This window comes from Limimaricola sp. G21655-S1 (assembly GCF_027213785.1).
Taxonomy (GTDB): Bacteria; Pseudomonadota; Alphaproteobacteria; order Rhodobacterales; family Rhodobacteraceae; genus Limimaricola.
Genome location: NZ_JAPWGO010000004.1, coordinates 1 through 26,681, shown reverse-complemented (window position 1 = coordinate 26,681; position 26,681 = coordinate 1). Strand labels below are relative to the sequence as shown.

The 26,681-nt window shown below is 65.6% G+C and carries 22 protein-coding genes; 3 read left to right on the top strand and 19 right to left on the bottom strand.

Annotated features, from left to right (window positions below; genetic code table 11):
• Nucleotides 1-2: 2 nt before the first annotated feature.
• From O4G76_RS05695 to O4G76_RS05655, 9 genes are all read right to left on the bottom strand, one after another.
• Nucleotides 3-1,697: an ABC transporter ATP-binding protein gene (locus O4G76_RS05695; RefSeq protein ID WP_269396411.1), complete on the bottom strand. Its 1,695-nt coding sequence runs from the start codon at nucleotides 1,695-1,697 to the stop codon at nucleotides 3-5.
• Nucleotides 1,698-1,702: 5 nt separating this feature from the next.
• Nucleotides 1,703-2,785 carry an ABC transporter permease gene (locus O4G76_RS05690; protein WP_269396410.1) on the bottom strand — a complete coding sequence of 361 codons (1,083 nt, stop codon included), beginning with the start codon at nucleotides 2,783-2,785 and terminating at the stop codon, nucleotides 1,703-1,705.
• Nucleotides 2,786-2,855: 70 nt separating this feature from the next.
• Entirely contained in the window at nucleotides 2,856-4,223 is a 1,368-nt protein-coding gene (locus O4G76_RS05685; RefSeq protein WP_269396409.1) for a CmpA/NrtA family ABC transporter substrate-binding protein, read from the bottom strand.
• A 259-nt stretch (nucleotides 4,224-4,482) separates the two neighbouring features.
• Nucleotides 4,483-5,613 (bottom strand): ABC transporter substrate-binding protein, encoded by a 1,131-nt coding sequence (locus O4G76_RS05680; protein WP_269396408.1) that lies wholly within the window; start codon nucleotides 5,611-5,613, stop codon nucleotides 4,483-4,485.
• Complete coding sequence (locus O4G76_RS05675) at nucleotides 5,610-6,194, bottom strand: ANTAR domain-containing response regulator (protein ID WP_269396407.1); 585 nt, start codon at nucleotides 6,192-6,194, stop codon at nucleotides 5,610-5,612. The genes O4G76_RS05680 and O4G76_RS05675 overlap by 4 nt, the downstream gene beginning before the upstream one ends.
• Nucleotides 6,195-6,504: 310 nt before the next feature.
• On the bottom strand, nucleotides 6,505-6,711 hold the full coding sequence (locus O4G76_RS05670) for a cold-shock protein (protein WP_269396406.1): 207 nt from the start codon (nucleotides 6,709-6,711) through the stop codon (nucleotides 6,505-6,507).
• A 372-nt stretch (nucleotides 6,712-7,083) separates the two neighbouring features.
• A complete protein-coding gene (locus O4G76_RS05665) occupies nucleotides 7,084-8,202 on the bottom strand; it encodes a glycosyltransferase (RefSeq protein ID WP_269396405.1) in 1,119 nt (372 codons plus the stop codon).
• Nucleotides 8,203-8,491: 289 nt separating this feature from the next.
• Nucleotides 8,492-8,776: a PilZ domain-containing protein gene (locus O4G76_RS05660; protein WP_269396404.1), complete on the bottom strand. Its 285-nt coding sequence runs from the start codon at nucleotides 8,774-8,776 to the stop codon at nucleotides 8,492-8,494.
• Between the two features lie 31 nt (nucleotides 8,777-8,807).
• On the bottom strand, nucleotides 8,808-11,378 hold the full coding sequence (locus tag O4G76_RS05655) for a bifunctional diguanylate cyclase/phosphodiesterase (protein WP_269396403.1): 2,571 nt from the start codon (nucleotides 11,376-11,378) through the stop codon (nucleotides 8,808-8,810).
• A 403-nt stretch (nucleotides 11,379-11,781) separates the two neighbouring features.
• On the opposite strand from O4G76_RS05655, the gene O4G76_RS05650 reads away from it, so the two are divergent.
• On the top strand, nucleotides 11,782-12,429 hold the full coding sequence (locus O4G76_RS05650) for a DsbA family protein (RefSeq protein WP_269396402.1): 648 nt from the start codon (nucleotides 11,782-11,784) through the stop codon (nucleotides 12,427-12,429).
• A 32-nt stretch (nucleotides 12,430-12,461) separates the two neighbouring features.
• Here the strand turns inward: O4G76_RS05650 and O4G76_RS05645 are convergent, their stop codons facing one another.
• Nucleotides 12,462-13,382 carry a TatD family hydrolase gene (locus tag O4G76_RS05645; protein WP_269396401.1) on the bottom strand — a complete coding sequence of 307 codons (921 nt, stop codon included), beginning with the start codon at nucleotides 13,380-13,382 and terminating at the stop codon, nucleotides 12,462-12,464.
• Complete coding sequence (locus O4G76_RS05640; protein ID WP_269396400.1) at nucleotides 13,382-14,236, bottom strand: EboA domain-containing protein; 855 nt, start codon at nucleotides 14,234-14,236, stop codon at nucleotides 13,382-13,384. The genes O4G76_RS05645 and O4G76_RS05640 overlap by 1 nt, the downstream gene beginning before the upstream one ends.
• Nucleotides 14,237-14,318: 82 nt before the next feature.
• Between O4G76_RS05640 and O4G76_RS05635 the strand changes: the two genes are divergently transcribed.
• Complete coding sequence (locus tag O4G76_RS05635; RefSeq protein WP_269396399.1) at nucleotides 14,319-15,704, top strand: alkaline phosphatase family protein; 1,386 nt, start codon at nucleotides 14,319-14,321, stop codon at nucleotides 15,702-15,704.
• Between the two features lie 5 nt (nucleotides 15,705-15,709).
• Here the strand turns inward: O4G76_RS05635 and O4G76_RS05630 are convergent, their stop codons facing one another.
• From O4G76_RS05630 to O4G76_RS05620, 3 genes are read right to left on the bottom strand one after another with little or no spacing between them, the layout of a single operon-like run.
• A complete protein-coding gene (locus O4G76_RS05630) occupies nucleotides 15,710-16,561 on the bottom strand; it encodes a UbiA family prenyltransferase (protein ID WP_269396398.1) in 852 nt (283 codons plus the stop codon).
• Entirely contained in the window at nucleotides 16,558-17,730 is a 1,173-nt protein-coding gene (eboE, locus tag O4G76_RS05625; protein WP_269396397.1) for a metabolite traffic protein EboE, read from the bottom strand. Before eboE ends, O4G76_RS05630 begins: the two co-directional genes overlap by 4 nt.
• On the bottom strand, nucleotides 17,727-18,998 hold the full coding sequence (locus tag O4G76_RS05620) for a 3-dehydroquinate synthase (protein WP_269396396.1): 1,272 nt from the start codon (nucleotides 18,996-18,998) through the stop codon (nucleotides 17,727-17,729). Before O4G76_RS05620 ends, eboE begins: the two co-directional genes overlap by 4 nt.
• 422 nt (nucleotides 18,999-19,420) lie before the next feature.
• Between O4G76_RS05620 and O4G76_RS05615 the strand changes: the two genes are divergently transcribed.
• Complete coding sequence (locus O4G76_RS05615; protein WP_269396395.1) at nucleotides 19,421-20,713, top strand: calcium-binding protein; 1,293 nt, start codon at nucleotides 19,421-19,423, stop codon at nucleotides 20,711-20,713.
• A gap of 109 nt (nucleotides 20,714-20,822) precedes the next feature.
• On the opposite strand, the gene O4G76_RS05610 is transcribed toward O4G76_RS05615, so the two are convergent.
• The 5 genes from O4G76_RS05610 to O4G76_RS05590 all read right to left on the bottom strand — a co-directional run.
• Complete coding sequence (locus O4G76_RS05610; RefSeq protein WP_269396394.1) at nucleotides 20,823-21,554, bottom strand: peptidase; 732 nt, start codon at nucleotides 21,552-21,554, stop codon at nucleotides 20,823-20,825.
• The gene (locus O4G76_RS05605) at nucleotides 21,551-22,366 is read right to left on the bottom strand and encodes a transglutaminase family protein (protein ID WP_269396393.1); all 816 of its coding nucleotides are present in this window, start codon (nucleotides 22,364-22,366) and stop codon (nucleotides 21,551-21,553) included. Before O4G76_RS05605 ends, O4G76_RS05610 begins: the two co-directional genes overlap by 4 nt.
• 28 nt (nucleotides 22,367-22,394) lie before the next feature.
• Nucleotides 22,395-23,339 carry an alpha-E domain-containing protein gene (locus O4G76_RS05600; RefSeq protein ID WP_269396392.1) on the bottom strand — a complete coding sequence of 315 codons (945 nt, stop codon included), beginning with the start codon at nucleotides 23,337-23,339 and terminating at the stop codon, nucleotides 22,395-22,397.
• Nucleotides 23,336-24,760 (bottom strand): circularly permuted type 2 ATP-grasp protein, encoded by a 1,425-nt coding sequence (locus tag O4G76_RS05595; RefSeq protein ID WP_269396391.1) that lies wholly within the window; start codon nucleotides 24,758-24,760, stop codon nucleotides 23,336-23,338. The genes O4G76_RS05600 and O4G76_RS05595 overlap by 4 nt, the downstream gene beginning before the upstream one ends.
• Nucleotides 24,761-25,280: 520 nt before the next feature.
• The coding region (locus O4G76_RS05590; protein WP_269396390.1) for a calcium-binding protein at nucleotides 25,281-26,681 on the bottom strand (1,401 nt) is incomplete at its 5' end.

Here is a 26,681-nt window from a genome sequence, read left to right as displayed (position 1 = left end):
GGTCACTCCGCTGCGATGGCGCTGGGCGCCGGTTTGGAGGGGGTGCGGCCGTGCTCGTATTCCTCGAGGAAATCGAGCACCTCCTGCCGGTAGTGGTAGTAGTCCGCGTGTTCCAGCAGTGCCTTGCGGGTGCGCGGACGCGGTAGCTTCACATCGACGATCTTGCCGATCGTGGCGCGCGGGCCGTTGGTCATCATCACCACCCGATCGGCCAGAAGGATCGCCTCGTCGACGTCATGGGTGACGCAGACCGCCGTGGTCTTGGTGCGATCCCATACATCCATGAGCACCTCCTGCAGCTCCCAGCGGGTCAGGCTGTCGAGCATGCCGAAGGGCTCGTCGAGCAGGAGCAGCTTCGGGGAGAGCGCGAAGGCGCGGGCGATGCCGACGCGCTGGCGCATGCCGTTCGACATCTCGGACGCCATCCGGTCCATCGCGTCGCCCAAGCCGACCCGTTCGAGGTAATGCTCGACCACCTCCTGCCGCTCTGATTGCGAGGCACGGGGATAGACCCGGTCGACGCCCACGGCGACGTTCTCGCGCGCGGTGAGCCAGGGGAAGAGCGACGGGCTCTGGAACACCACCGCCCGCTCGGGATCGGCGCCCTCGACATGGCGGCCGTCGAGTTTGATCGCGCCCTTGGAGATCTCGTTGAGACCGGCGGCCATGGTCAGCACGGTGGACTTGCCGCAGCCGGAATGGCCGATCAGCGAAATGAACTCGCCCCGGTTCATCTTGAGATTGAAGTCCTCGACCACCGTGAGCGGCCCCTTGGGCGTCGGGTAGACCTTGTGCAACTGGCTGAAGTCGAGGAAGCGCTCCTCGATCAGCCCCTCCTGTGCCTGCTTCTGCGCGGCGGGCAGGTCGTGGCTCCGGTCATGAACGGGACGGATGTCCGGCAGGCGTCGCGTTCCCTCGACCTTGGCGGCGATGCCGACATCCATGAGATAGCCCGTGACCTGCGCGCGCAGCGCCTTGAAGGCGGCGTCGGAGTTCATCGCCGAGCGGTCACGCGGACGCGGCAGCGTCACCTTCACGGCTTCGCCCAGTGTGCCGTCGGGATTCAGCGGCACGATCCGGTCGGCCAGCAGGATCGCCTCGTCCACGTCATTGGTGATCAGCACGCAGGTGGTGCGCTCGCGCTCCCAGATCTCGAGGATCTCGTCGGCAAGATTGGCCCGCGTCAACGCGTCGAGCGCCGAGAGCGGCTCGTCCAGAAGCAGCACCTCGGGCTCCATCGCCAAGGCGCGTGCGACCGAGACGCGCTGGCGCATGCCGCCCGACAGCTCGGCAGGGCGGCGGCTCGTGGCATGGCCCAGCCCCACCATCTCGATATAGCGCTGCGCCTTGGCGGACTTCTCGGCCTTGGACAGCTCGGGATGCACCGCCTCGACCGCGAGCATGACGTTGCCCGCGACCGTGAGCCACGGCATCAGCGAGTAGCTCTGGAACACCAGCCCGCGCTCGGGGCCGGGGCCGGTGACGGGCTTGCCCTTGAAGGTGACGGCGCCCTGATCGGGGGGCACCAGACCGGCCATCAGGTTCATCAGCGTCGACTTGCCGCTGCCCGAAAAGCCGAGGATCGCCACGAACTCGCCTTGGCCCACCTCGAGATCGATGCCCTTGAGCACGTCCTTGCGGGTCTTGCCCTCTCCGAAGCCCTTGGAGACGTTGTCGAAGTTGAGAATGCTGGTCATGGCGATCACCGGTTCGGGGCGTAGGTGAAGAGCGATTGCAGCGCGAACATCACCCGGTCGAGCAGGAAGCCGATGATGCCGATGGTCAGCACCGCGACGATGATCCGCGCCAGCGAGGAGGAGGAGCCGTTCTGGAACTCGTCCCAGACGAATTTTCCGAGGCCCGGGTTCTGCGCCAGCATCTCGGCGGCGATCAGCACCATCCAGCCCACCCCGAGCGACAGGCGAAGCCCAGTGAAGATCAGCGGCAGCGCCGAGGGCAGCACCAGCTTGGTGATCTTGGCGCGCGGGCTCATCTTGAGGACCTTGGAGACGTTGACCAGGTCGCGGTCGACCTGCGCCACGCCGAGCGCGGTGTTGATCAGCGTCGGCCAGAGCGAACACAGCGTCACGGTGATCGCCGAGACGAGGAACGACTTGGCGAAGAGCCCCTCGCCTCCCGCGGAGGCGGCGGAGACGACCATGGTGACGATCGGCAGCCAGGCCAGCGGCGAGACCGGCTTGAAGATCTGGATCAGCGGGTTCAGCGCCGCGTTGGCGGTGGCCGAGAGGCCCGCCATGATGCCCAGCGGGATCGCCACGGCGCTGGCCACCAGAAAGCCGAAGAACACCGTCATGATCGAGGTGCCGATCTGGTCGTAATAGGAGGGCGAGCCGGTGAAGGCGATGTTCTTGACCTCGTCGGCCCGGCCCTGCTCCACGAGGCGCTCGTTGCGCAGCGCCACCTGCTCCTCGAAGCGGGCCTTCTTCTCGGCGGTGCGCACCGCGTCCTCGTGCAGCCCCACCGCCTCCTGCCAGACCTGCGCTGGCCCGGGAATCGCGCCGAGCGAGGTCTGCACCTGCGGCGCCAGCACGGCCCAGAGCGCGAGGAAGCCCGCGATGGCGAGGAGCGGCACGCCCAAGAGCCGCCAGACGTCGCGCATCTGCGCACGCGGGTTGTCGCCGGCGGCGGCCTTGAGCAGCGGGGTGAGCCAGGCCAGGCCGAGGACCTGGAACCAGCGGTCGGCGACGCCGAGGCGCGCGAACCAGCGGGCGCGTCTTGCCTCCTTGTGGCCGGCCTCGATGGCGGTGGGGTCAATCGCGGTCATGAGGGTGCTCCGGGGGTTGGATCTGCGGAGGGAATGGGAGAACGGGGCCCCGCGCCGGGACCCCGGCGGGTCAGCCCTGGATCTCGGAGCCGACGACGGTCTGGTCGCCCTTCAGCCCGATCGGCAGGCTGTCGAGATAGGCGTTGGGGGTCCGACCGTCATAGCCGATGCCGTCGATGATATCGGCGGCGGGCGTCGGCGTCTTGTAGCCATCGCTGTCCCAGGGGAAATCGGCCTCGTTCGCCAGCCCTTCGTCGACCAGCATCCGCGCGGCTTCGAGATAGATCTCGGGCTTGTAGACCGAGCGGGCGACCTCGTCGTACCAGCTATCGGGCTTGGCCTCGGCGATCTGGCCCCAGCGGCGCATCTGGGTGAGGTACCACACCGCGTCCGAGTAGAAGGGATAGGTCGCGTGGTGACGGAAGAAGGTGTTGAAGTCCGGCACCTCGCGCACGTCGCCCTTCTCGTACTCGAAGGTGCCGGTCATCGAGGCGGCGATCACCTCCGCGTCGGCGCCGACATAGTCGGGGCGCGACAGGATCTCGACCGCCTCCTCGCGGTTGGCGTTGTCGTTCTCGTCGAGCCAGATCGCGGCACGGATCAGCGCCTTGGTGATGGCGATGGTGGTGTTGGGGTTCTCCTCGACGAACTCGGCGGTCAGGCCGAACACTTTTTCGGGGTTGTTCTTCCACAGCTCGTAATCGGTGATCACCGGCACGCCGATGCCCATCGCGACGGCCTGCTGGTTCCACGGCTCGCCCACGGCATAGCCGTAGATCGTTCCGGCCTCGAGCGTGGCGGGCATTTGCGGCGGCGGTGTCACCGACAAGAGCGCCTCGGCGCCGATCTGGCCGGTGGTGTTCTGCTCGGAGTAGTAACCGGGTTCGATACCGCCGGCGGCGAGCCAGTAGCGCAGTTCGTAATTATGGGTCGAGACCGGGAAGACCATGCCCATGTTGAAGGGCTTGCCTTCGGCGCGGTACTGCTCGACCACCGGCTTCAGCGCTTCGGCCGAGATCGGGTGCTGCGGGCGGCCCTCGGAATCGATGGGAATGTTGGGCTTCATCGCCTCCCAGACCTCGTTCGACACGGTGATGCCGTTGCCGTTCAGATCCATGGAGAAGGGCGTGACGATATGCGCCTCGGTGCCGTAGCCGATGGTCGCGGCGAGCGGCTGGCCCGCCAGCATGTGCGCCCCGTCGAGCTGGCCGTCGATGACGCCGTCGAGCAGCACCTTCCAGTTGGCCTGCGCCTCGAGCGTCACGAACAGCCCTTCATCGATGAAATAGCCCTGCTCGTAGGCCACCGCGAGCGGCGCCATGTCGGTGAGCTTGATGAAGCCGAATGTCAGCTCGTCCTTCTCCAGCGGCAGCATCTCGGCCATGGCCGGGCCAGCAAGCAGCGTCGTGGTGGCAAGGATCGCGGTCAGTCTGGTCATGCGCGTCGCTCCGGTTTCGGGGCCCGGCGGGAGGTCCGGGCGAAAACAAAAATAGCCGCCGACACATCGCGCGACGGGTGTCGCGAAACGGTCGAGCGGCTTTGCTCCAGATCGCCCAGTCGCTGGGAGAAGTCGGTCGGTCAGGCGCCATTGCCTGCCCTACATCCCGATTTGACCGCTCCGCCCGTGTTGCCGCAAGGGCATTGCCGCACTGCGGCAGGACGGAAACGGGGCTGTCGCGGGATTGACTAAACTTTGGTCACTCGGCGCGCGAAGTGTCAAAAACGCGACTGTCGAAGAACCGGCCTCGCTGCAGGCCGGGGGCCGTCTCCCGCGACTCGGCCGAGGGCATGGCGGCCCCAGTGCCCGCGAGCATCCGGCGATAGAGATCACTGCGGAACACCTCTCGCGCGGCGCGCTCCGCGCTTTCCAAATCCTGCCCGGCCCGCCGCGCCAGCCGTCGCCCGATCCAGGCGGCCTGGTCGCCCCATGGGAATCCGGCCCGGTCGGGGTCGAACGCGACCAGCCCCTCGACCCGGCGCGCATCGCCGCGGGCCGAAACGGTCATCCGCCCCGACAGGGCCCGGTCGACCACCTCGGCGGGCATGTCGAGATATTCGGGCCGGGCCAGCAATTCAGCCGCGGCGGTGCGGCTCCCGGGCTGGGCGAGCCAGCGCCCGGCGCGCCACAGGGCCCGCATGAGTGGTGCGAAGCGCGCGGGTTCCGCCTCGTCCGAGCGCATGGCCAGCACCTTCTCGGGCGCCGCGTCCCAGATCGCGCAGCCCGGAAGCAGCAGCTCTCCAGGGCCGGTCTCGACCGCGATCGAGCCCCAAGGCTCGCCCACGCAGAAGGCGTCGATCTCTCCCGCGCCGATCGCCTCGGCCATCAGCGGCGGCGGCACGGTGCGGATCTCGACCCCGGCTTCGGGCGCGACCGGCAGCGCGGCGAACCAGTAGCGGATCAGCTCGGCATGCATGGAAAAGGGGAATGGCACGCCGATCCTGAGCCCCGGCCCCGCCGCGTCTAGGAGCGCCGCTCCGGCGGCGCGTGCATCGCGGAAATCGAAGCCGAAGCCCTGCCCGCGCATTCGTGAGGCAAGCGCGCGGCTGACGCCGATCACGTTGCCATTGACCGACAGCACCGAAAGCGCATGGATCGGCGCCCCGGCACCACCCAGCCCCAGCGCCGTCGCCACCGGCACAGCCGACAGCATATGCGCTGCATCCACCGCACCGAAGGCCAGCATGTCGCGCGAGGCGGACCATGAGGGCGCGCGGTGCAAGGTGATCGCCACGCCCTCGGCCCGGGCGAACCCCATCTCGCGCGCCACGATCACCGGAGCGGCATCGACCAGCGGCGTGAAGCCGACCGAAAGCGCGGGCAAGCTCATGACAGCAGCCCCGCCGCGGTCACCAGCGCCTCGGCGACATCGGCGACACGGCGTCCCTGATCCATCGCGGTGCGGCGCAGCAGCGCGTAGGCTTCTCCCTCGTCGATCCCCCGCGCCTTCATCAGGAGGCCCTTGGCGCGGTCGATCACCTTGCGCTCCTCGAGTGCGCGGCGCGTCGCGGCCAGTTCAGTGCGCATCTGGCGGAACATCTGAAACCGGGCCATCGCCGCGTCCAGCACCGGCTTGAGGCGCTCGGCCCGCAGCCCGTCGACCACATAGGCCGAGACCCCCGCCTCGATCGCCGCGCGGGTCAGCCCCTGCTCGCTTCGATCGACGAACATCGCGACCGGCCGATCCAGCGGGCCGGAGGCCAGCGCCAGCTCTTCGAGCGTGTCGCGCGAGGGGTCGGCGATGTCGATCAGCACGATATCGGGATCCGCCTGACCGATCCGTCGGGCCAGCCCGGTCGTTTCACGGATGACAAGGATCTCGTGATCGCCCGCGGCGCGCAGGCTCTCGACGATCAGGCGCGCCCGCTCCTGATCCGGCTCGACCACCACGATGCTCAGCCTGACGCTCATGAGCCGGGCATCCACGCCGCGCAGTCGGGGGACAAGGTCCATCACACAACAAGGCCGCATGGCGGGGAGCGAGAAATCGCAGCGCCTAGAATTCAGGCATTCCGGTGAAGCGTCGCCTTATGCGCGGGCAAGTCCGGGTCGGGGGTCCTTCCGAAAACGATCTGCCCAGCCAGACCCTGCATGACTTTCGGTGGAGACCTGTTCCCTCGGTCCTGCTCTACCTGCTGCAGGTGGAACAAACGAAAACGCCCCCTCCGCGACAGCGGAGGAGGCGTTTCCGGAACAGGCGCCGAAGCGCCCGCTCTTCAACTCAGGCGAGTTGCAGGTTCACAGCCGACTCGCGGCCATCGCGGCCGGTCTCGATGTCGAAGCTGACTTTCTGGTCGTCGCGCAGGCCGGTCAGGCCCGACCGCTCAACGGCGGAGATGTGGACGAAGACGTCCTTGCTGCCGCCATCGGGAGCGATGAAGCCGAAGCCTTTGGTGGTGTTGAACCATTTCACGGTGCCAGTGGCCATCGTGAGATCTCCTATCATGCGCTGCCCGCGGAAATGCGGCAGCCTGGCTTGGTCAGTGTCGCAACGAGGGGAACTGCAGCCGATGATGGAGAACAGTGGTCGAGGGAATAACGTTCGCACCCCCCGTATGACGACCTCCCGCTTCCGAAGCAAGATGTTTCGATGAAGCCACCCTTCGCACAGCGGATAATCGCTTGTCATCCTGTGCTGACCGATCCCTGCGACATTTCTGGCCCCTGTCGCTTTGCCGCCTCTGATCGGGACGCGCTGCAAACCCGCCGTCAGCCCAGAGAGAAATGCCGCACACGGTTCGACCTGCCCGCCCCTCCCCTGAGCAGCAGTTCCCGTCGGTCACGCCGAGCCGGGCCGCCTTCAGGCGGCTTTGATGGGAAGCCCGGCCCGGCGCAGGGCCGACAGCAGAAGCTCGACGGTAGTGTCGCTTTCGAGATAGCGACGCAGTTCGCGCTCTGCCCGGCTGGCGATCGCTTCGGCGGCCGCAGGGTCGGACAGGTAGCGGTCGCAGATCTCGCCCAGATCGGAGAAGTCCCACGCGCAGGGCACGTATGTCTCATGGGGGCGAAACAGGTCCGGCGCCGTGCGCAGATGGCCCATGTCCGGCTTGATCAGCAGCGCGCCGCAGAGCATGACCTCGAAATCGCGCCAGCAGATCTCGCCGAATCCGAAGGGGCTGACCGAGATCCGGCTGCGCAGCATCTCGTCGTAATAGACCGGTTGCGGAACGCGGGTTGCAGGCGCGTGAACCTTGTAACGCTCATCGAGCGCGCGGATCGCCTTGATCGCGGGGCTGCGCAGGGCTTCGATCCAGCTGCCATCCGGGATCATGGCGCGGCAGGAAATATCGATGTCGCGCGGCCGTTCGATCCGTGGCCTGGCGGCCAGCGTGGCGATGACGTCATCGAAAGCGATATTCCAGCCCAGCGCGATGCGGGGCACCAGCGCCGGATCGAGGCCATCGCTGCTCGGGGTGATATCATCGGTGAAATCCGCCTTGCCGAGCTTGGCAACGTGATCGGTCAGATTGGTCTTGCCGATCCTCGGCTCCAGATAGCGTTCGGGTTCGGCAAAGACATGCTTCTTGAGCCAGACATCGCATTCGGCCAGAACCTCGGGGAACACCACGCCCAGATCGTCATCGCCGTCGAAATAGATAAGCGGTCGACCTCGTGGCAGCGTATGGCGGAGCTGACGTGCGATCTGCGCCGCCGTCTCGCGCGGGGTATCGAAGCCGAGCTTGAGCCCCAGCGCGTCGCATTCCGGCAGCCTCGGAGCAGCCAATGCCTGATCGAGTGGCATCCTCCGCAGCACCAGCCCGGCAGCTCGCCTCAACCGTCCCGCATGCCGCATCAGGGGGGCGATCTGCTGCTCGCTGGTGTAGGAGCTGCCATCGGTGACAATGAGAAGCCGCACCCGGGGTGGGCCACCGATACGCTGCCCGGCACCGGCCCGGACCCCGTGCAACCAGGTCGCCATCACGCTGTAGCGCCATCGACGCGACAATCCCTGACTGCCCCTTACCAAAGCGCGTTCGAAGGCTGCCGCATCCATATTCGTTTGCCTCTGCTCATGCTGGCGCCATTCGAAAGAGGCTCCGCCGGAAGTGGTAACGCCTAGTCCGAACGGGTTAAGCCCTATACAAAAGAACTAGTGCTAAAGTCGAATGCTTGCGCAATCATGTCGAGGATGCAGGGACGAGGGCAACCGGGCGGACGCGGGAGACATCGCGCCGTCCGGATTTCGTCATTCCGGCAGAAGCCTGTGATCAACGAAGCTCGCGAAATCCGTGGTTGCCCCACTTTCCCCGGGGCGACGCACCATCGGCGATCGTGGCTCCCATGGTCTGCAGATCGGCCACGGACAAGGGCTCGAGAAAATGCACACCGGTCTGCTTTTCGTTGGACCAGACCACCTTGGCCGGGATCTTGAGGTGCAACAGGCAGATGAGCACCAGCCTGTCGGGCTCCATTTGTGACAGTTGTCCCAGCCGCGCGCCCGTCGCGCTCACATTGATAAGCCGGGCGCGCTGAATCTCCTTGCCATATACCACCCTCAGTTCCCTGTCGGTGGCGAAACGAGGCTCACGGTATCGCATGATGAAACTTCGACCTTTCGGTGACCGAGACATTTTCGGCCGCGGCCAAGGAATAGGAAGAGACCGGCGCGGAGGCAACGGCTACTTGGTCGATTGAGGCCGAAGGGAGCGGCCAGGCCGACGACCCGATCCGGCCAAGCAGCGCCAAGACCTCGTCCGTGTGGACCGCGGGGCTGAAGTAATAGCCCTGCACCTCGGTGCAGCCCTCGCGGCGCAGCTTCTTGAGTTGGTCCAGCGTCTCCACGCCCTCGGCGGTCGTGGCCATGCCGAGGCTTGCCCCCATGCTGGAGATCGCCCGCACGATGGCCTCGGCATCGTCGTGATGCACCACGTCCTTGATGAAGGAACGGTCGATCTTGATCTTGTCGAAGGGGAAGGTGCGCAGGTAGCTGAGCGAGCTGTAGCCGGTGCCGAAATCATCCATCGAGATCCGGACACCGATCGCGCGCAGCCGCTTCAGGATCGACAGCGTCAGCTCGGTATGGCGCAGCAGCACCGTTTCGGTGATCTCCAGTTCCAGCCGCTCGGGCGCAAGCCCGGAGGCCTTGAGCGCGGCCTCCACTTCGGAGATGAGCGCCATCGACCGGAACTGCACCGGCGACAGGTTGACCGCGACGCGCACCCCGTCGGGCCACTGCGCCGCCATTCGGCAGGCCTCGTGCAGCACCCAAGCGCCGAGCTGGGTGATCAGCCCGATCTCCTCGGCCAGCGGCACGAACTCGCCCGGGGATACCGCGCCCCGGGTTTCGTGACGCCAGCGCAGCAGCGCCTCGAAGCAGCTGACCTTGCCGGTCTCGAGGTTGATGATCGGCTGGTAGTGAAGCTCCAGCTCGTTCTTCGCGAAGGCCGCCCGCAGATCCAGCTCGAGGGCGCGCCGCTCCTGCATCCGCGCATCCATCGCCTTCTCGAAGAAGCGGTAGGTGCCGCGGCCCTCGGACTTGGCGCGGTAGAGCGCAAGATCGGCAGCCTTCACCAGCTTGTCGGCGCTGCGGCCATCCGAGGGCGCGAGAGCGATGCCGATGCAGCTGCCGATGACGATCTGGTGCCCGTCGATCTCGTAGGGCTCACTCAGCGCGTGGACGAGACGGTCGGCGAGCTGGCCGGTCTCCTCGACCGAGGCGACGTTCTTTTCGATGATCGCGAACTCGTCGCCGCTGAGCCGCGCCACCACGCTGGACTGGCGCAGGGCGCCCTGCAGCCGTTTGCCGACCTGCTTGAGCAGCGCGTCGCCCACCGGGTGGCCCAGCGTGTCGTTGACGGCCTTGAAGTGGTCGAGGTCGAGGCAGAGTACCGCAAGCTGCTGACCACGCGGCGCCTGCAGCAGCGCCTCTTCAAGTTTCTGGCGGAAGCTGAGCCGGTTGGGCAGGCCGGTCAGGTTGTCATGCATCGCCATGTGCTCGATCTTGGCCTCGGTACGCTTGCGCTCGGTGACATCCTCGAAGGTGGCCACCCAGCCCCCCTCCGGCATCGGCACCCGCACGACCGAGATGACCCGCCCACCCGTGAGGGATTCGAGCGAATGCAGCGGTCGCGGAGTCCGGTTCGCCCGGGTCAGGGTCTTCTCGATCTCCTTGATCCGCTGGTCCGAGTAGTTGCCCGCATCCCGGCACGCCTGCAGCACCTCGCTGATATGCATGCCTTCGGTCAGGGCACCCGTGGGCAGCCCGTAGATTTCCTCGACCCGCCGGTTGCTCATCACCAGCCGATGCGCGCCGTCGAACAGGCACAGCCCCTGCGCCATGCTTTCCAATGCGGCGTCGAGCTGATTTCGGCGGGTCATGATCTGCGCGTTGGACTGCGCGAGAAGCGCCTGGAACCGGTTCGCGAGACTGCCGATCTCGTCGCGGCGCTCGAGCACGGCGCGGGGCATTCGCGAGAGGTTGCCGGTCGCCTGAATCCGCTCCACCGCCCGAGCCAGCGAGCCGATCGGACGCAGCACCAGCCGCTGCATGGCCAGACCGGTAAGCAGCATCACCGCCAGCGCGGCGGCAAAGCCGATCATCGCCGAGCGCAAGGTGGAGGTCATCACGCCCGCGCGCAGGTGCCAGTGATCCCAGGCGATGCTGATGGCGCCGATCACGTCGCGGCCGCTCTGGTCACGCACCGGCGCCGAAACGAGCAGGAGATCGCCCTGCCGCCCCTCCTGCACCTCGCCCTGCTCCATCGCGGTGAGCGCCATGTCGTCGAGTTGCTGGGTCGCGACCTGCGGCCCGTTCGCCATCTCGTAGCTCGGCAGGCCACGACCGCCGGTTTCGGACACGCGCAGCATCCTGATCCGGGCCGCCTCATGCGTCTCGTCGCTCTGCCCGAAGACGAGATCCGAATAGATGTTTTCGAGATAGCTCTCGTCCCCGGCCTCGATGCCTGCCCGCGCCTGCCCCGCCGCCAGCATCGTCTGGTTGCGGCTCGCGGCCTCGGCAAGCTCGACGAGCGCGCCGAGCTTGGACGAACTCAGATGCAGGATCATCAGGCTGAACGACAGACCGAGTCCGAGCATCAGGGCTGCGAGGACCTTGAACCGCAGCGAGCGCGAGAAGGCGGGAAAATCGAATGCCATGTGACCAACGCTCCTCGGATCAGGGCAGGATGATTGCGAATTGGCTCGACCGGATTGCGGTCGACTTGACGGTTCACATGCAATGAACAATGGGGCGGAAAGTTGACGCATCCTGCACAACGATGAGCCCTGCCAGCGTTTGTCGCGGAAATGCCCATGCGCGACGCGATCACCACTGGAGGGAAACGTTGCGGTGTCATCGAGGCAGGCAAGCGAGCTTCTCTACAGAGGCTCGGCAAGCCTCAATATCGAGTGATCGCTCAACTACGCTCTTGCAGCGGGGCGTGAGGTTGCCATCTGCGCAAGTGACAGCGTCGGCACTGCCGATTTCGACCCATTCCCCCCGACTATGCGCCGCTTGCTCTCCGCGGCCCATCGCTGGCTACACCATCAAGGATCTGACATGCCCACCCAACCGCTCCGTATCGATATCGTCTCCGACGTGGTCTGCCCTTGGTGCGTCATCGGCTACCGCCAATTGGCACGTGCCCTCGAGGCGACCGGTACGGCGCATGAGATTCACTGGCACCCGTTCGAGCTCAATCCCGACATGGCGGCCGAGGGCCAGAACATGCGCGAGCACATCATGGAGAAATACGGCAGCACGCCGGAGCAATCGGAAGAGAGTCGTATCCGCATGGCCGATCTTGGCGCCGAACTCGGTTTCGAGTTCCGCTGGTCCGAGGATATGCGGATGCACAACACGTTCGATGTTCACCAGCTGCTGCACTGGGCCGAAAGCCAAGGTCGCATGCATGATCTGAAGCAGGCGCTTTTTGCGGCCCATTTCACCCATCGGCGCGATCTTTCCGATCGGACCGTTCTGGCTGATATCGCCGCGGAGATCGGTCTCGATCGCACGGAGGTGCTCACCGTACTGAATGAGCAGCGCTTCGCAGGCGAAGTACGCGCGGCGGAAACGCATTGGCTGCGCCAAGGCATCCGTGGCGTGCCGGCAATGATCTTCGACCGGCGCCATCTCGTGACCGGCGCCCAAGGGGTCGAAAACTATACCCGCATCTTGGAGCAACTGGCCGGAATGCGCGGCTGAGCCCGGACCAGGCGCGAAAGCGTCTGAGTGCCTTACTCGATGATCAGGCCGCCCCGTCGCGTCCCGGCCGTATCCCCGATAACCGGCTCGCGCCCGCCTCTGAGAATCGAGTTGTCGTTGAACAGGGTGCGCTGGTCGATCTGCGGCGGGTCGAGCCAGTCATCCTCGTGCATCTGCCCGCTCTGCCCATAGGCAGCGAGCGCGTTGCCGTAGCAGACCTTGCGCACGGTCTCTTCGGGGATACCGCTTTGCAATGCCAGCTGCGCGGTCTTCGGTACGCCGAGCGGGTCGGAGATCCCCCAATCGCAGGCGCTGTCGACGATGATCCGCTCGCCGCCATATTGCTTCAGCAACTCCACCATCCGACGGTTGCCCATCTTGGTCGAGGGATAGATCGAGAAGCCGGCCCAGTAGCCGCGCTGCAGGGTTTCGGCCACGGTCTCCTCGTTGTTGTGGTCGATCACCACCATCGAGGGATCGAGGCCATGCTCCTCGATGACGTCCATCGAGCGGGAGGTGCCGCGCTTCTTGTCGCGATGCGGCGTGTGCACCATCACGGGCAGGTGCAATTCCTTGGCCAGTTCGAGCTGCGCCCGGAAGTACTTGTCCTCGAGCGGGGTCTGCTCGTCATAGCCGATCTCGCCGATGGCCACGACGCCTTCCTTGAGCGCGAAGCGCGGCAGCCAGTCCATCACGCCTTCCGCCAACTCCTCGTTGTTGGCCTCCTTGGAATTGAGCCCGATGGTGCAGTAGTGGCGGATGCCGAACTGCCCGGCGCGAAACCGCTCCCAACCGACGATCGACGACAGGTAGTCGACATAGGTGCCGACGAAGGTACGAGGCTGGCCGGTCCAGAAGGCGGGCTCGATCAGCGCCACGATGCCGGCCGCCGCCATCGCCTCGTAATCATCGGTGGTGCGGCTGATCATATGGGCATGCGGGTCGATATACATCAGGCGGCCTCCTCCAGCCGGTTCCAGTCCAGGCGCCCGGCCGCGATCTCCTCGGCCTCGGCCCTGCCCTCCAGCAGCTGCCGCGCCTCGGGCGCGGGCGAGGCCGCGAGCGCCAGCGCGGCGCCGCACGCACCTGCCCCGCCCTCGGAGAGCGCACGCTCCAGATCGGAAAGCGCCGCCTCGTCCTGTGCATAGGGCCCGACGCAGCGCCACAGCTCCGGCGTGACGGTCCGGCCGGCCGCCCAGCGTTCATGGGCGTATTCGCGCAGGATTCGGGCTAGCTCGGGATTGGCGCGTTCGTCCAGACCGATAATCGGTGCCAGCCGGCTGCCGACGAAGAGCGCCTTGAGGATCATGTGGTTCCAACGGTGCTCGTCGAAATGATCTCGGGGAAAGGGATTGTCATGGGCGATCGCCTCGAAGACCGGCCTGAGGTTCGAGCGCAGCCCTTCGCCCACTTCGAAATGCAGCGTTTCCGGTTCCGGATAAAGCGGCAGGCCGCGATAGAGCGCGATCATCTCCGCCACGTCCGAAGTCCGGCGCAGGTCCTTGAACCGGTCGGCAAATGGTCGCTGCCCCGCATGCACCAATAGCGCGAGTACGCGAGCGGCTCCGTCGAGGCTCCAGCCATCGATCCGCCAGCCCGGCCGGGCTGCCTCGGCGGCCTCGCACTCCGCGGCGGTCGGTACCAGATCGGCCTTGCCCAGCCGTCGGGGCGCCAGCCCCAGGAAAATGTGCAGGTCGCGCTCGGGCGCCCCCCTTCGAAGCGCTTCCAGGTTCTCTTCGACCCAGCCTGCTTCGCTTCCTGCGCGTGCCAGTACGATGTCCCTCAGGACCGCATCCGCTGTCGGCATGAACGTCCTCCCAGTCCACCCTTTCACGATATAGAAGGCCGGAACTGTTGCAACGTTTTAGCCGGCACCGCATGGTGCTCGCATGAAAAAGACGCTGGTGATCCTCGTTGTCGGCCTCGCTCCGCATCTGGTGGGACGCGATACGCCGCACCTCAAGAAGCTGGCCGAGCGGGGCGCCTTGCGACCGCTCGACACGGTGACGCCCGCAGTCACATGCACGGCACAGGCGACGCTTCTCACCGGGCTCATGCCGTCCGATCACGGTGTGGTGGCGAATGGCTGGTACTTCCGCGACCTGCGGGAAATCATGCTTTGGCGGCAGCCCAACAATCTCGTGGAAGGCGAGAAGGTCTGGGAAGCTGGACGCAAGAGGAACCCTGATTTCACCTGCGCCAAGATGTTCTGGTGGTACAACATGTACTCCAGCGCCGACTGGTCGGCGACACCGCGGCCGATGTATCCGGCGGACGGCCGCAAGATACCGGATCACTACGCCTTCCCCCCGGAACTGCATGACGAGCTGGATGCGGCGCTGGGGCCGTTTCCCCTGTTCAAGTTCTGGGGCCCTCTGGCGGACATCAGCTCTTCGGAGTGGATTGCCAAGGCGACGCTGCACGTGATGCAGACCCGGGACCCGACCTTGACCCTGACCTATCTGCCGCATCTCGACTACAATCTGCAGCGGCTCGGCCCGGATCTGGACCACCCGCGTCTTCGGGCCGATCTGCGCGAGGTCGACGCGCTGTGCGGCGAGTTGATCGAGGAGGCCGACCGGACCGGGCGGCGTATCATCGTCGTGTCGGAATACGGAATCACGAAAGCCACGGATGCGGTCCATATCAACCGCGCCCTGCGAGAGGCCGGCCTTCTTGCGGTCCGCCGCGAGGAGCATGGCCGCGAGACCCTCGATTGCGGCGCGAGTACCGCCTTCGCCATGGCCGACCACCAGATCGCCCATGTTCATGTAGAGGATGCCGCGCGCATTCGAGAGGTGAGGGCATTGATCGAGGGCCTGGACGGGGTCGAGCAGATCTGGGACGCCGAGGGCAAGCGCGCGCATGGGCTGGACCACCCCCGCTCGGGTGAGTTGGTCGCGGTCTCGAAGCCGGATCGCTGGTTCAGCTATTACTACTGGCTCGACCCGGACAGGGCGCCAGATTTCGCCCGCACCGTCGATATCCATCGCAAACCGGGCTACGATCCGGTCGAGCTCTTCGTCGATCCCGAGATCCGCCACCCCCGGCTCACAGCGGCAATGAAGCTGGCAAAGCGCAAGGCGGGCTTCCGGCAGCTCCTGGACATCATCTCGCCATCGGCCACGCATCTCGTGAAGGGCACGCATGGACGGATCACGGACAATCCCGATGAAGGGCCGCTGGTGATTTCCTCGGAGCCGGGCGCGCTACCCGATGGGCGGGTCGCGGCCACCGATTTCAAATCGCTGGTCCTGCGACATGTCTTCGACTGAGGATCTCAGGTGCCGGGCACGACCCTTTGAAGCAGCAGGGTCAGCCCGCACCCCGCCACTGCCAGGATCGCAAGTCCCGGCGCGCCGACCGCTGCCAGCAGCGCCGCATCATAGAGCGACATGCCGGCGATCAGCGTCACGACCGCCTTCGGCACGTCGCCCTTGTCGCTGCGGAACAGGCGGCGGAGCGCCACAGCCATCAGCGCCGCGAGGCTGAGGCAGATCGCCAGCGCCAACGCATTGCCCCAAGCCAGAACCAGCGCCACCAGCAGTGGAAATGCCAGCACGGCCAGGGGCCAAGCCCGGTCGAGCCTGTCATAGGCCTCCTGCTTCGCCGCATAGGTCAGGCCGACCACATAGGCAAAGAGACCGAACGCCGCGACCAGCACCAGCCAAGGCAGCGCCCCGAGCGCCAAGGCGGCGAAGACATAGCACAAGAAGCGCGTCGCCCCCATGATGACCGGGCTCGACACCGTCCGCTTGTGCAGCCAGTCATAGAGCAGCACCGTCGCCGCGAGTGCCAACGCCGCCGCTCCTGCAGCGGGGCCGAAGCCAAAGCCGCCGACGATCCCAATTGCCAGCAGCGCGCCTCCGACGGCAAAGACCGCCACCCGCCCGATCTCGCCCGCGGGGATGGGCCGTGTGCTGCGTTCCCTTGCATCGATCTCGGCATCGAAGGCGTCGTTCAGCCACATGCCGCCGATATAGAACAGGCTGAGGATCGCCGCCGCGGCCAGAACGGTCCTACCGGGCAGCGTCGCCCCGGCAGCCAACACCGCGGCGGCAAGCGCGTTCGTCCAGACGGTCGGCAGGTTCGAAACCCGGCCGAGCCGCAGGATGGTCGCGACGCGCGTCATGCCAGCCGCTCCGATACCCAGCGCAGCTCGCGCAGCACAGCCTCCTCCATGCGCTCGCTTCGCAACCGCTCGGGCAGCACGTTCCAAGTATAGGTCTCGACCTCCAGATGCGGCGAGATCGGCTGCTGGCGATGCAGTCGCAGGATCTCATCGAGGAAATCGCGCGTGCTCTCGAAGGCCCCGAGATCCTTGAGAAAGATCGGGACGTGGAAATGCACGCGCCATTCCTCGCCATCCGCCTCGGCGCCGCGCGCCAGGGCCTCAGGCAGATCCGTCAAACGCTCAAGCGGGCCGTCGCCACGACGGCTGACCACCTGGTGCAGGTAGGTGGGCTCGGCGAAACTCGACAGGGCCTCACGCGCCTGCGGGGTTACCTCGGCCACCCGAAGCGCCGCGCTGAGCTGCAGCTTGTGCACCGGCACGCCAGCCTGCCGCAGCATCTCGAGGCTTCCGGCCGGATCCTCGAACTCCACGGCGGCGTGGCAGACGTCGTAGCACAGCCCGATATAGCGGGGCAGCGCCGCGCGTGCCGCATCGCGCCCGAGATCGGTCATTTCCGCCAGCCGCTCGGCCGCCGAGTCCGACAACAGGTGGTCGCGGAAGAAGGCTGCGGTTTCCTCGATCGTCTCGAACATGCAGGCCGGTTCCGGTTCGATCGCCAGCGCCACCCGGACACCGGTCCGCCGTTCCAGATCCACCATATGCGCCACTGCGCGCAGGTAGTTGTCCGCGACCGCGCCCTCCTGCCCCACCGACAGTGCGCGCAGACAACCCGGCACGGTGCTCAGGCTCACCAGCGGCTCGATAGGCGCGATCTCGGCCATGAGATCGGCCAGCTCGCAGGTATAGGCCAACCGCTCCTCTTCGCGCCAATCCGGACGATAGACGTCTTCCTTCACGCGGGTGCCGTGAAAACGGCCATAGGGAAAGCCGTTCACGGTGACGGCCCGCAACCGCTCGCGTTTGAGGATGGTCTTGAGGTCTTCGCGTGCCTCGGTGGCACGCAGGTCGTGCAACGCCTGCCCGGAAAAACGTAGGCCCACCGGGAAATCCCCATTCCCCGCGATCCCGTCGCGCACCTGCAGAACGGGTCCGAGCAAGGCCGCGCGCACCTCCTCCCAGGTCTCGGTCGGATGGATATTGAGACAGTAGGTCAGCTCCTGCTTCATGCCTGCGCCTCACGGCGCGCCAGCCAATCGAGCGCCTGCCGCACGAGATCCGGGTCGATTTGGTGCAGTTCGATGCCGGAACCCAGCCCTTCGAGCAGCGTCACGGTCAGTTCGCCCCCCAGATGCTGGCGGAACTCGTCGAGGCCGGCCAGCAGGGCCGGCTGGCCATCCGCTCCGGGTAGACCCAACCCGGCATGAAACAAGGCAAAGCCCAACCGCTCGAGAAGCGCCGCGACCCTTTCCTCGGCGCCGGCGGGCAGCAGCCCGGCCAACACCGAATAGCGGGTATCGAGGGCGATGCCGATGGCCACGGCTTCGCCGTGATTGACCGTATGCCCGCTCAGCGTTTCGAGCTTGTGCGCGGCCCAGTGACCGAAATCGAGCGGGCGGGCCGACCCCCTCTCGAACGGATCGCCGCCATGGGCGATCTGCGCCATGTGCAGCTCCGCGCAGCGCCGGACCATCCACTCCTCGGCGTCGCGCTCGAATGCCCTCAGACGGTCGGCATTCGCCTCGAGCCAGGCGAAGAAACCCCCGTCGCGGATCAGCGCGACTTTCACTGCCTCGGCGATACCGGCGATACGCTCGCGCCGAGGCAGATGCTGGAGGAAGTCGAAATCATTCACGACGGCCCATGGCGGGGCGAAAGTGCCGGTGAAGTTCTTGTAGCCATCGAGATTGACCGCGTTCTTCACTCCCACCCCGGAGTCGTTTTGCGACAGGACCGTGGTGGGAACGCGGATCAGCCTGACGCCGCGATGGGCCACCGCCGCGCCAAGCCCGACCGCATCGAGCATCGCGCCGCCGCCGATGGCGACCACGCAGGAATGCCGATCGATGCCATGCCGATAAACAGCCCGCTGCACCGCCTCGACATGCGTACCATCGCTCTTGATCGCTTCGCCTCCCGGAACGATGACAATATCCCCGGCGAGGCTCACGCCGCTGGTACGCGCGAACCATTGCGCGATGCGGGCGGTGATCATGGGCTGCGCCGCGACGACACCGCCATCGACGAAGACGAGGCACCGATGGGTCTTGTCGGGCTCCGCATGGCCGATGGCATTGGCAAGGATGCGGTTCTCGGGGTTGAAGATGTCGCGGGCGAAGACCACCGGGTATTCGAAGGGGACCGAGAACCGTTGCCAGTGCACCTGGTCGCTCACCTCTGCCGCCCGTTCTGTCAGGGCCCTCACCGGGGTCGCGCCGTCGAGGCGCGGCAGGACGCCATCACGCAGCCCCTGCACACAGATATCCAACGAGGCCACGACACAACCCTCCCGATCACTCACACCCGAAATACTGGCCTCATGCTGGCACTGCCCGCTGCGCCGAAGCAAGAAGTTTCGCGGTCTCGTTGCGCATGTCCGAAAGGACCGGGGTCGACTGCAGAAACGAAAGTCGAAGACCCGCGAACGTCGAGAGTCCGACATCTCTATTTCATGGGGCAGAGCAAACGGTTGGCTGCGAATGACACTCTCCAAGTCATAGTCCGTCTATTGGCAAAAGGTTGGCGCTCCTACTGTGGCAAGCTTCTTGATCGACCGCCGCGCCCTGCACCGCGCAGCCAAAATATCCAATCAATTCCGCTAACTGCCATGTGATGAAACTTCCGGGATCGCCGGACGTGTATGCAGGGTCAACTTCTGGTGGCGAAACCATTCGCACCTTGTAACAGGGAGGAGAGCCCGTGGCTCATCTTGATAGTTCCTACGGATCCTTTGAAACGTTCCTGCGCGGTTCCGAAGGAACTTGGGCCGTCGACCTGACGGCGCTGAACAACTCCGGCGTCTATGGCAACGCCATCGTTTCGCTCGGCCAAGCCGAGGATAAGCCCTATATCAACGTGGCGATCCTGGCCGAGAACCTGACGCCCGATATGGCCCATGCCCAACACATCCACGGCGTGTTCGATGACGAAGGCAACCCGGCCAATTCGCGGACCCCGACGCTGCCGGACGATGCCGACGGCGACGGCTTCGTCGAAGTTCTCGAAGGGGTACCGGCCTATGGCGATGTCCTGCTGTCGCTGACCGGTGCCGATGGTATGAGCCCGATGGCCGATTCAAAGGGCCAGCTCTCCTATATCCAGAGCTTCGACCTGACCGACATGGACAATCTGAAGAGCCCGGTCACCGGCAACCAGTATGACATGGAGGACCTGATGCCGCTGATGCTGCGCGAGATCGTGCTGCATGGCCAAAACGTTAATGGCGGCTATGGCGAAGGCACCGACGGCGAGATCAACGGCGAACAGGATGGCTATGTCGGTATCCTGCCGGTCGCAGCCGGCGAGATCATGGAGATCGATCTCGAACAGGCCCTCGATCTGCTTGCCGGGCAGCGCGCCTCGGCCAGCGGCAAATTCGGGCTGAGCGCCTCTGATGACGTCTTCAATGCCGGGGCCGGCGACGATGTCGTGAAGGGCTTCAAGGGCAACGACGTGCTCGATGGCGGGGCCGACAACGACGTTCTGCGCGGCTTTGCAGGCGATGACCGGCTGGATGGCGGTACCGGGAACGACCTTCTGGCCGGTGGCGCGGGTGCGGACGTTCTTGCCGGCGGCAAGGGTAACGACACGCTGAACGGCAAGGCCGGCGCCGATATTCTCATCGGCAACCAGCAGCGTGACACGCTAAATGGCGGCGCGGGCGACGATCGCCTTCTCGGCAACTTGGGACGCGATACGCTCGACGGTGGTGATGGCGCCGACATTCTGAACGGCGGGCGGCACAACGACGTGCTGACCGGCGGCGACGGGGCGGACATCTTCGCGTTCCGCAGCCAGAGGGATGGCGACGATATCATCACCGATTTCGAGGATGGGTCGGACCTGCTCGACTTCACCCGGACGTCTCTGGAGTTCGAGGATCTGTCCATCGAGAACCAGGGCGACGATGCCGTGATCAGCTATGGCAACTCGCAGATCACGCTTCTCGGGATCGATGCGGGCGCGATCGATCGCGACGATTTTCTGATCTGATTTCATCAATGTGCAGATACGACATGGGCCGCCCTAGGGGCGGCCCATTCTGCTATGTCCTTGGCGTGTGCGGGACGCTGCTCCTCTCGAACCCGGTCCAAGCGCTATGTCAAAGTTCGACGTCGGGCAGCTGCTCGAACGCCGCGCGGAGCGCCTCGCTCCAGCCTTCCGAGATTGCGTGGTATTGCGGGTCGTCCGCCTCGATCCGCAGCGTCTTGCCGGGCTGGAGGCTGTCCGTCTCGTAGATCTGAAGATCGAGCGGCAGCCCGACCGAGAGGTTCGCCTTGATGGTCGAATCGTAGCTGACCATCAGGAGCTTGACCGCCGCGGCAAAACTCATCGCAGGGTCGAAGGCACGCACCAATATCGGGCGGCCATACTTGGTCTCGCCGCTCTGGAACCAAGGCATGTCGTCGCCCGCCTCGATGAAGTTGCCCTCCGGGTAGATCAGGAACAGCCGCGGCGCGCTGCCGCGCACCTGGCCGCCAAGGATCAGGGTCGCACCGAAGGTGCCGGCATCCGCGTTCATCTGCCCGGCGCCTGCGCGCGCGATCTCCTCCTTGAGCAGGTCGCCCACCATCCGGGCCACCACGAACATAGAGGGCTGGCCGAGGATCGAGGGGCTGCGCTCGCCCGGGGATTTCAGCCGCTCCTCGATCAGGCTGACCACCGCCTGGGTGGTGGCGAGGTTGCCGGCCGTCAGCAGGGTGATCGAGGACTCCCCGTCGGACCAGCTGAACATCTTGCGGCAGCTCGAGATGTTGTCGACCCCGGCATTGGTGCGGGTGTCCGACATGAAGACCAGGCCCCGATCGAGCCTGAGGGCGACACAGTAGGTCATTGCGAGTCCGTTTCAGCCTGACGCACCTCGATCGCGACCGAGAGTTCCTCGCGGGCGGTGCCGAAGCGAAAGCCATTTACCGGCGCTGCCTCGGTGTAGTCCAGCCCCGTCGCCACGCGCACGTAACGCGCATCCGGGGAGATCGCGTTCGAGACATCGAAACCGACCCAGCCGAGATCGGGCACATGCGCCTCGGCCCAGGCATGCGTCGCATCCTGCGAAACCTGCCCCTCCATCATCAGGTAACCAGAGACATAGCGCGCCGGGACCCCCATGAGGCGCGCACAGGTGATGAATACATGCGCGTGATCCTGGCAGACCCCGGCCCCGGCCTCGAGCGCGTCCTCGGCGGTGGTCGCCACGTTCGAGCTTCCGGTTCGGTATTGCACCGTCTCGGCCACTGCCGAGGACAGGGTGTGCAGCCGTTCCAGCGGCGCGTTGCCGGCCCGCAGCCCCGACACCAGCTTGCGGCAGCGTGCGCCGGGCCGTGTCAGAGACGTGGACCGCTTGAACAGCCAGAGCGGCATGTAGCCTGCATGCGGGCCGTGCACCCCTGCCCGGTCCTCGACTTCCAGTTCGCCCTCCGACAGCACGCTGATCTCTCGTGCACCCGGAGTAACCGAGACGAGCTCGACCTTGTTGGCGTGCTGATCCTCGAAGCTCAACTCTGTCTGACCATCGCTGACGGTATTGCTCCAGCGCAGCACGCGCTGCGCACCGCCCGGTTTGGGCGTCAGCCGCAGCTGCTGCAGCGCGTAATCGACCGGCGCGTCGAAGCTGTAGGTGGTGCGGTGCGAAATGCTCAGACGCATGGGTGCGCTCCTGCGACGGCATGGGGGGTCATCGGTAGAACCTGTAATCGATCTCGATCTGCTGGCTCAGATGCGCAAGGCAGTGCTGTACTTCCATCAGGAACTCGTGCAGCCCGTTTTCGAAGATCGTGTCGATCGACCGCCCGAGCAGCCTCTGGTTCAGCTTTTCAGCAATCTCGTGCGACGGCAGGCGCGTGCCGTAATCCATCGCAAGGTAACCGAGGTTTTCCTCGAGCTTGTGGGCGCAGAAGGCGAGGCTGCGCGGCATGGCACGGTCATGGATGATGAACTCCGCGATCTCGCGCGGGCGCAGTTGCTGGCCGTAGCGCATCTGGAAGGCGCCCACGCCCGAGACGCTGCGCAGGATCGTCTCCCATTGCACGTCATCGAGCCGCGAGCCCACCGCCGTCGCGGATGGCAGCAACACGAAGTACTTCACGTCGAGGATGCGCGCAGTGCAGTCCGCGCGTTCGTTGAACATCCCCAGCCGGCAGAAATCATAGATGTCGTTGCGCAGCATCGTGCCATGTATGGCGCCGCGCACGAAGGCGGCGCGCTGTCGGATCAGTGCCAGCACATCCTGCAGGTCGCGGTCATGCACCTTGCGACGCATCGCGGCGCAAAGCGTCATCCAAGCCTCGTTCACCGCCTCCCAGACCTCGCGGGTGAGCGCGGTGCGCACGACGCGGGCATTGTCGCGCGCGGCCTTGACCACCGACAGCACCGAGGACGGGTTGTCCGGGTCACGCAGCATCCAGTCCAGCGCAAGGTCGCGCGTCACCTCGCCATGCTTGGCGACATAGCCGGCATGTGTCGCCGCCGCCTGCAGGATGCTGCCCCATTCGTCATCATCCGACGACCGGGTGAGCGCGATGCGCTGGCCCACCTCGATCATCCGGGCCGTGTTCTCCGAACGCTCCAGATGCCGGGACATCCAGTAGAGCCCGCCTGCGGTCTTGCCCAGCGTCGTCATTGTTCGAGCACCCAAGTGTCCTTGGTGCCGCCGCCCTGGCTCGAATTGACCACCAGCGACCCCTTCTTGAGCGCCACGCGGGTCAGCCCGCCCGGCGTGATCGACACGCCGTCGGGCGAAACCAGCACGAAGGGGCGCAGGTCGACATGGCGCGGCGCGAGGCCAGCGCGGGTAAAGATCGGCACGGTCGAGAGCGACAGCGTCGGTTGCGCGATGTAATTGCCGGGTCGCGCCTTGAGCTTGTCGCGGAACGCCGAAAGCTCCTTCTTGGAGGCGGTCGGGCCGATCAGCATGCCGTAGCCGCCGGACCCGTGCACCTCCTTGACCACCAGCTCGGACAGGTTGTCGAGCACGTAGGACAGCGCCTCGGGCTCGGCACAGCGGCGAGTCGGCACGTTCTTCAGAAGCGCCTTCTCGCCGGTATAGAACTCGACGATTTCCGGCATGTAGGAATAGATCGCCTTGTCGTCCGCGATGCCGGTGCCGGGGGCGTTGGCCAAGGTGATCCGGCCGGCGCGATAGACATCCATGATGCCCGGCACGCCGAGCGCGCTGTCCGGATTGAAGTTGAGCGGATCGATCCAGTCGTCATCGACACGCCGGTAGAGCACGTCGATCGGCTGGTAGCCCTGGGTGGTCCGCATGGCCACCCGGCCGTCGACGACACGCAGGTCCTGCCCCTCGACCAGCTCGACCCCCATCTTGTCGGCGAGGAAGCTATGCTCGTAATAGGCCGAGTTGAAGCTGCCCGGCGTCATCACCCCCACCACCGGCCGGCCACTGCTCGAACTCGGCGCGCAGGCGCAGAGCGAGCGGTGCAGCATCGCCGGGTAGGATGAGACCGGCCGCACCCGGGTCTTCATGAACAATTCGGGGAACATGTGCAGCATGGTCTCGCGGTTCTCGAGCATGTAGCTCACCCCCGAGGGCGTGCGGGCGTTGTCCTCGAGCACGTAGAACTCGTCCTCGCCGGTGCGCACCAGATCGGTGCCGACGATATGGGTGTAGACGCCGCCGGGCGGGTCGACCCCGATCATCTGCGGCAGGAAGGCGGCGTTGCGCTCGATCGCCTCGATCGGCACCCGCCCGGCGCGGATGATTTCCTGCCGGTGATAGATGTCGTGCAAGAAGGCGTTGATCGCGCGCACCCGCTGCTCGATGCCCCGCGACAGCCGGTCCCATTCGCGCCCCGCGATGACCCGGGGAACGATATCGAAGGGGATCAGCCTCTCGGCCGCGTCCCGGGCACCATAAACGTTGAAGGTGATACCGGTGAGGCGGAACAGATCCTCCGCGTCTCGCGCCTTGCGGCGCAACCGCCCGGCATCCTCCTGCTGCAACCACTCGTCAATCGGTACGTACGGATCCCGGAGCACGGTCTCGTGCCCCCACATCTCGTCAAAACTGCTGCTCTTGCTCATGGGACGAGAGTAGCCCGACTTCGATGGCCCAAGTGGAGCGGAAAGAGCGAAACGAGGCGCTCGACCAGAGCAGCCACGAGAAATCGCCCGGAGATTGAGCAATCTGCGTCGTCTCGGGACGCTCCTGCTCGATCTTCAGGCATTTCGACTTCCAGTTCCGCGGTGATTTCGAGCTTTCGGGTTTCTGCCGAAGGCCGGTTCGCCTGCATGAAGCCTCGGCTCCCGGAGCCGTAGGCTGGACCGATCAGCGCGCAGGGGGCGCCCCGCCGGGCTACGGAAATGGGCCAAAGGCGGTTGCATGGTTCGAGTATGTCGAGATCGCGATACAGGAGGCGGCCAACCGCGAGCCCGCGACCTACGTCCGCAACATTTTGATACCACCTCTCCTACCGACTGCTGGCCGATCCGGAGGCAAAGGCGCGCCTAGAGTAGAGGAGCGCCAGCGGCGATGCGACTTGGCGATCCTAGCCCGACCGGGCCTTGCCGGTTTCGGCCAGCCCCGCGAACCGACCCCGATCGACTAGCCCAACTCGACCCAGCCGCCACCCTCGCGAACATAGGTAGTGTCGTCGAACTCCAACCGCTCCATGCCGATCAGCACATCGCGATCCTTGTCGATGGTCACGATCACTTGCTTGCCGAACTTCACGCCGTAATCGCCGAAGTCACCATCGAACGTGACCGTGTCGCGACCCCTGCCGCCGACCAGCTTGTCGCTGCCGAGATCGAAGATGAAGGTGTCGCTTCCTCCCCCGCCCAGCACCTTGTCATTGCCGGCGCCACCGTCGAGCATGTCCTTGCCGCCACCGCCCACGAGCTTGTCGTTGGCCGCGCCGCCCGACATCTTGTCGCTGCCTTTTCCACCTAGCAGCTTGTCCCGGCCGGCACCGCCGTCGAGCTTGTCGCCGCCGGCGCCGCCCATGAGCTTGTCTCGGCCATCATCGCCGACGAGAACGTTCTTGCGGCCATCGCCGGCGAGGACGTCATTATGCATGCTGCCATGAACGTTCTCGATCTTCAGCAGCCGGTCGCCCTCGGCATCCCCGCCGGACCCGCTGCGCTTGGCCAGGTTCACCGTCACGCCCGCATCCGAGGCATGGTAGTCGGCCCAGTCCTTGCCGCCTCGACCATTGAGAACATCGGCACCATCGCCACCAATGAGAAGGTTGCCACCTTTGCTGCCGAGGAGCCTGTCGTCCCCCTCGGAGCCGATCACGCCTTCCATGCTCTTGAACTTGTCGCCGCGGGCTTCGCCCCCCTTACCCACGCCCTTCTGCAGGTTGATCGTGACGCCCTTGATGGAGTCGCTGTAATCGAGCGTGTCGAATCCCTTGCCGCCCAAGAGCATGTCGGCACCCTTGCCGCCGGCAAGGATGTCGGCGCCGTTCCGGCCGGCAAGCGTATCCTTGCCCCCGAGACCGAGGATCAAACCATTGGTCTTTGAATCCTTGAGCGTCTCGCCGGCATTGCTGCCTTCCACCACTTTGGCCACGGCCGATAGCCGGCCTTCGGCCACGTCCTGCACCGCGATCTGGAAATCCTGAGTCAGGCTTCGACCGTTCGAACCCGTCCCGGTGATGGCAAGGTCGATGCTGTGGGCCTCCTCGAAATCGAGACTGGTCTTGGCCTTCAGTTTCAGCAGGCCGTCCACGACCTGAAAACGACCGTCCGAGACGGAGAACTCATACGCGTCGTCGTCTTCCAACCCTACGAGAGAAAGCTGGCCAACCACGGCGCCGGTCGCGTTTTCGGCCACCTCATTGGAAGACAGGGCGATATCCGTAGGCTCATCGAGGATTTCGCTGATCTGGATCGCGTTGATCTTGGGGTTCTGGTTGTTGTAAATGAAGGCGAGGTTCAGCTGGTCGTCGACGGCGGTGTAGATCAGCTCGCGCGTCAGCACCGTGCCGAGGAAGGGCTG

Excerpts from the sequence above, each read along its gene's own strand:
- O4G76_RS05695 (WP_269396411.1), bottom strand. The coding sequence starts at position 1,697 with ATGACCAGCATTCTCAACTTCGACAACGTCTCCAAGGGCTTCGGAGAG.
- O4G76_RS05690 (WP_269396410.1), bottom strand. The coding sequence starts at position 2,785 with ATGACCGCGATTGACCCCACCGCCATCGAGGCCGGCCACAAGGAGGCA.
- O4G76_RS05685 (WP_269396409.1), bottom strand. The coding sequence starts at position 4,223 with ATGACCAGACTGACCGCGATCCTTGCCACCACGACGCTGCTTGCTGGC.
- O4G76_RS05680 (WP_269396408.1), bottom strand. The coding sequence starts at position 5,613 with ATGAGCTTGCCCGCGCTTTCGGTCGGCTTCACGCCGCTGGTCGATGCC.
- O4G76_RS05675 (WP_269396407.1), bottom strand. The coding sequence starts at position 6,194 with ATGAGCGTCAGGCTGAGCATCGTGGTGGTCGAGCCGGATCAGGAGCGG.
- O4G76_RS05670 (WP_269396406.1), bottom strand. The coding sequence starts at position 6,711 with ATGGCCACTGGCACCGTGAAATGGTTCAACACCACCAAAGGCTTCGGC.
- O4G76_RS05665 (WP_269396405.1), bottom strand. The coding sequence starts at position 8,202 with ATGGCGACCTGGTTGCACGGGGTCCGGGCCGGTGCCGGGCAGCGTATC.
- O4G76_RS05655 (WP_269396403.1), bottom strand. The coding sequence starts at position 11,378 with ATGGCATTCGATTTTCCCGCCTTCTCGCGCTCGCTGCGGTTCAAGGTC.
- O4G76_RS05650 (WP_269396402.1), top strand. The coding sequence starts at position 11,782 with ATGCCCACCCAACCGCTCCGTATCGATATCGTCTCCGACGTGGTCTGC.
- O4G76_RS05645 (WP_269396401.1), bottom strand. The coding sequence starts at position 13,382 with ATGTATATCGACCCGCATGCCCATATGATCAGCCGCACCACCGATGAT.
- O4G76_RS05640 (WP_269396400.1), bottom strand. The coding sequence starts at position 14,236 with ATGCCGACAGCGGATGCGGTCCTGAGGGACATCGTACTGGCACGCGCA.
- O4G76_RS05635 (WP_269396399.1), top strand. The coding sequence starts at position 14,319 with ATGAAAAAGACGCTGGTGATCCTCGTTGTCGGCCTCGCTCCGCATCTG.
- O4G76_RS05630 (WP_269396398.1), bottom strand. The coding sequence starts at position 16,561 with ATGACGCGCGTCGCGACCATCCTGCGGCTCGGCCGGGTTTCGAACCTG.
- eboE (WP_269396397.1), bottom strand. The coding sequence starts at position 17,730 with ATGAAGCAGGAGCTGACCTACTGTCTCAATATCCATCCGACCGAGACC.
- O4G76_RS05610 (WP_269396394.1), bottom strand. The coding sequence starts at position 21,554 with ATGACCTACTGTGTCGCCCTCAGGCTCGATCGGGGCCTGGTCTTCATG.
- O4G76_RS05605 (WP_269396393.1), bottom strand. The coding sequence starts at position 22,366 with ATGCGTCTGAGCATTTCGCACCGCACCACCTACAGCTTCGACGCGCCG.
- O4G76_RS05600 (WP_269396392.1), bottom strand. The coding sequence starts at position 23,339 with ATGACGACGCTGGGCAAGACCGCAGGCGGGCTCTACTGGATGTCCCGG.
- O4G76_RS05595 (WP_269396391.1), bottom strand. The coding sequence starts at position 24,760 with ATGAGCAAGAGCAGCAGTTTTGACGAGATGTGGGGGCACGAGACCGTG.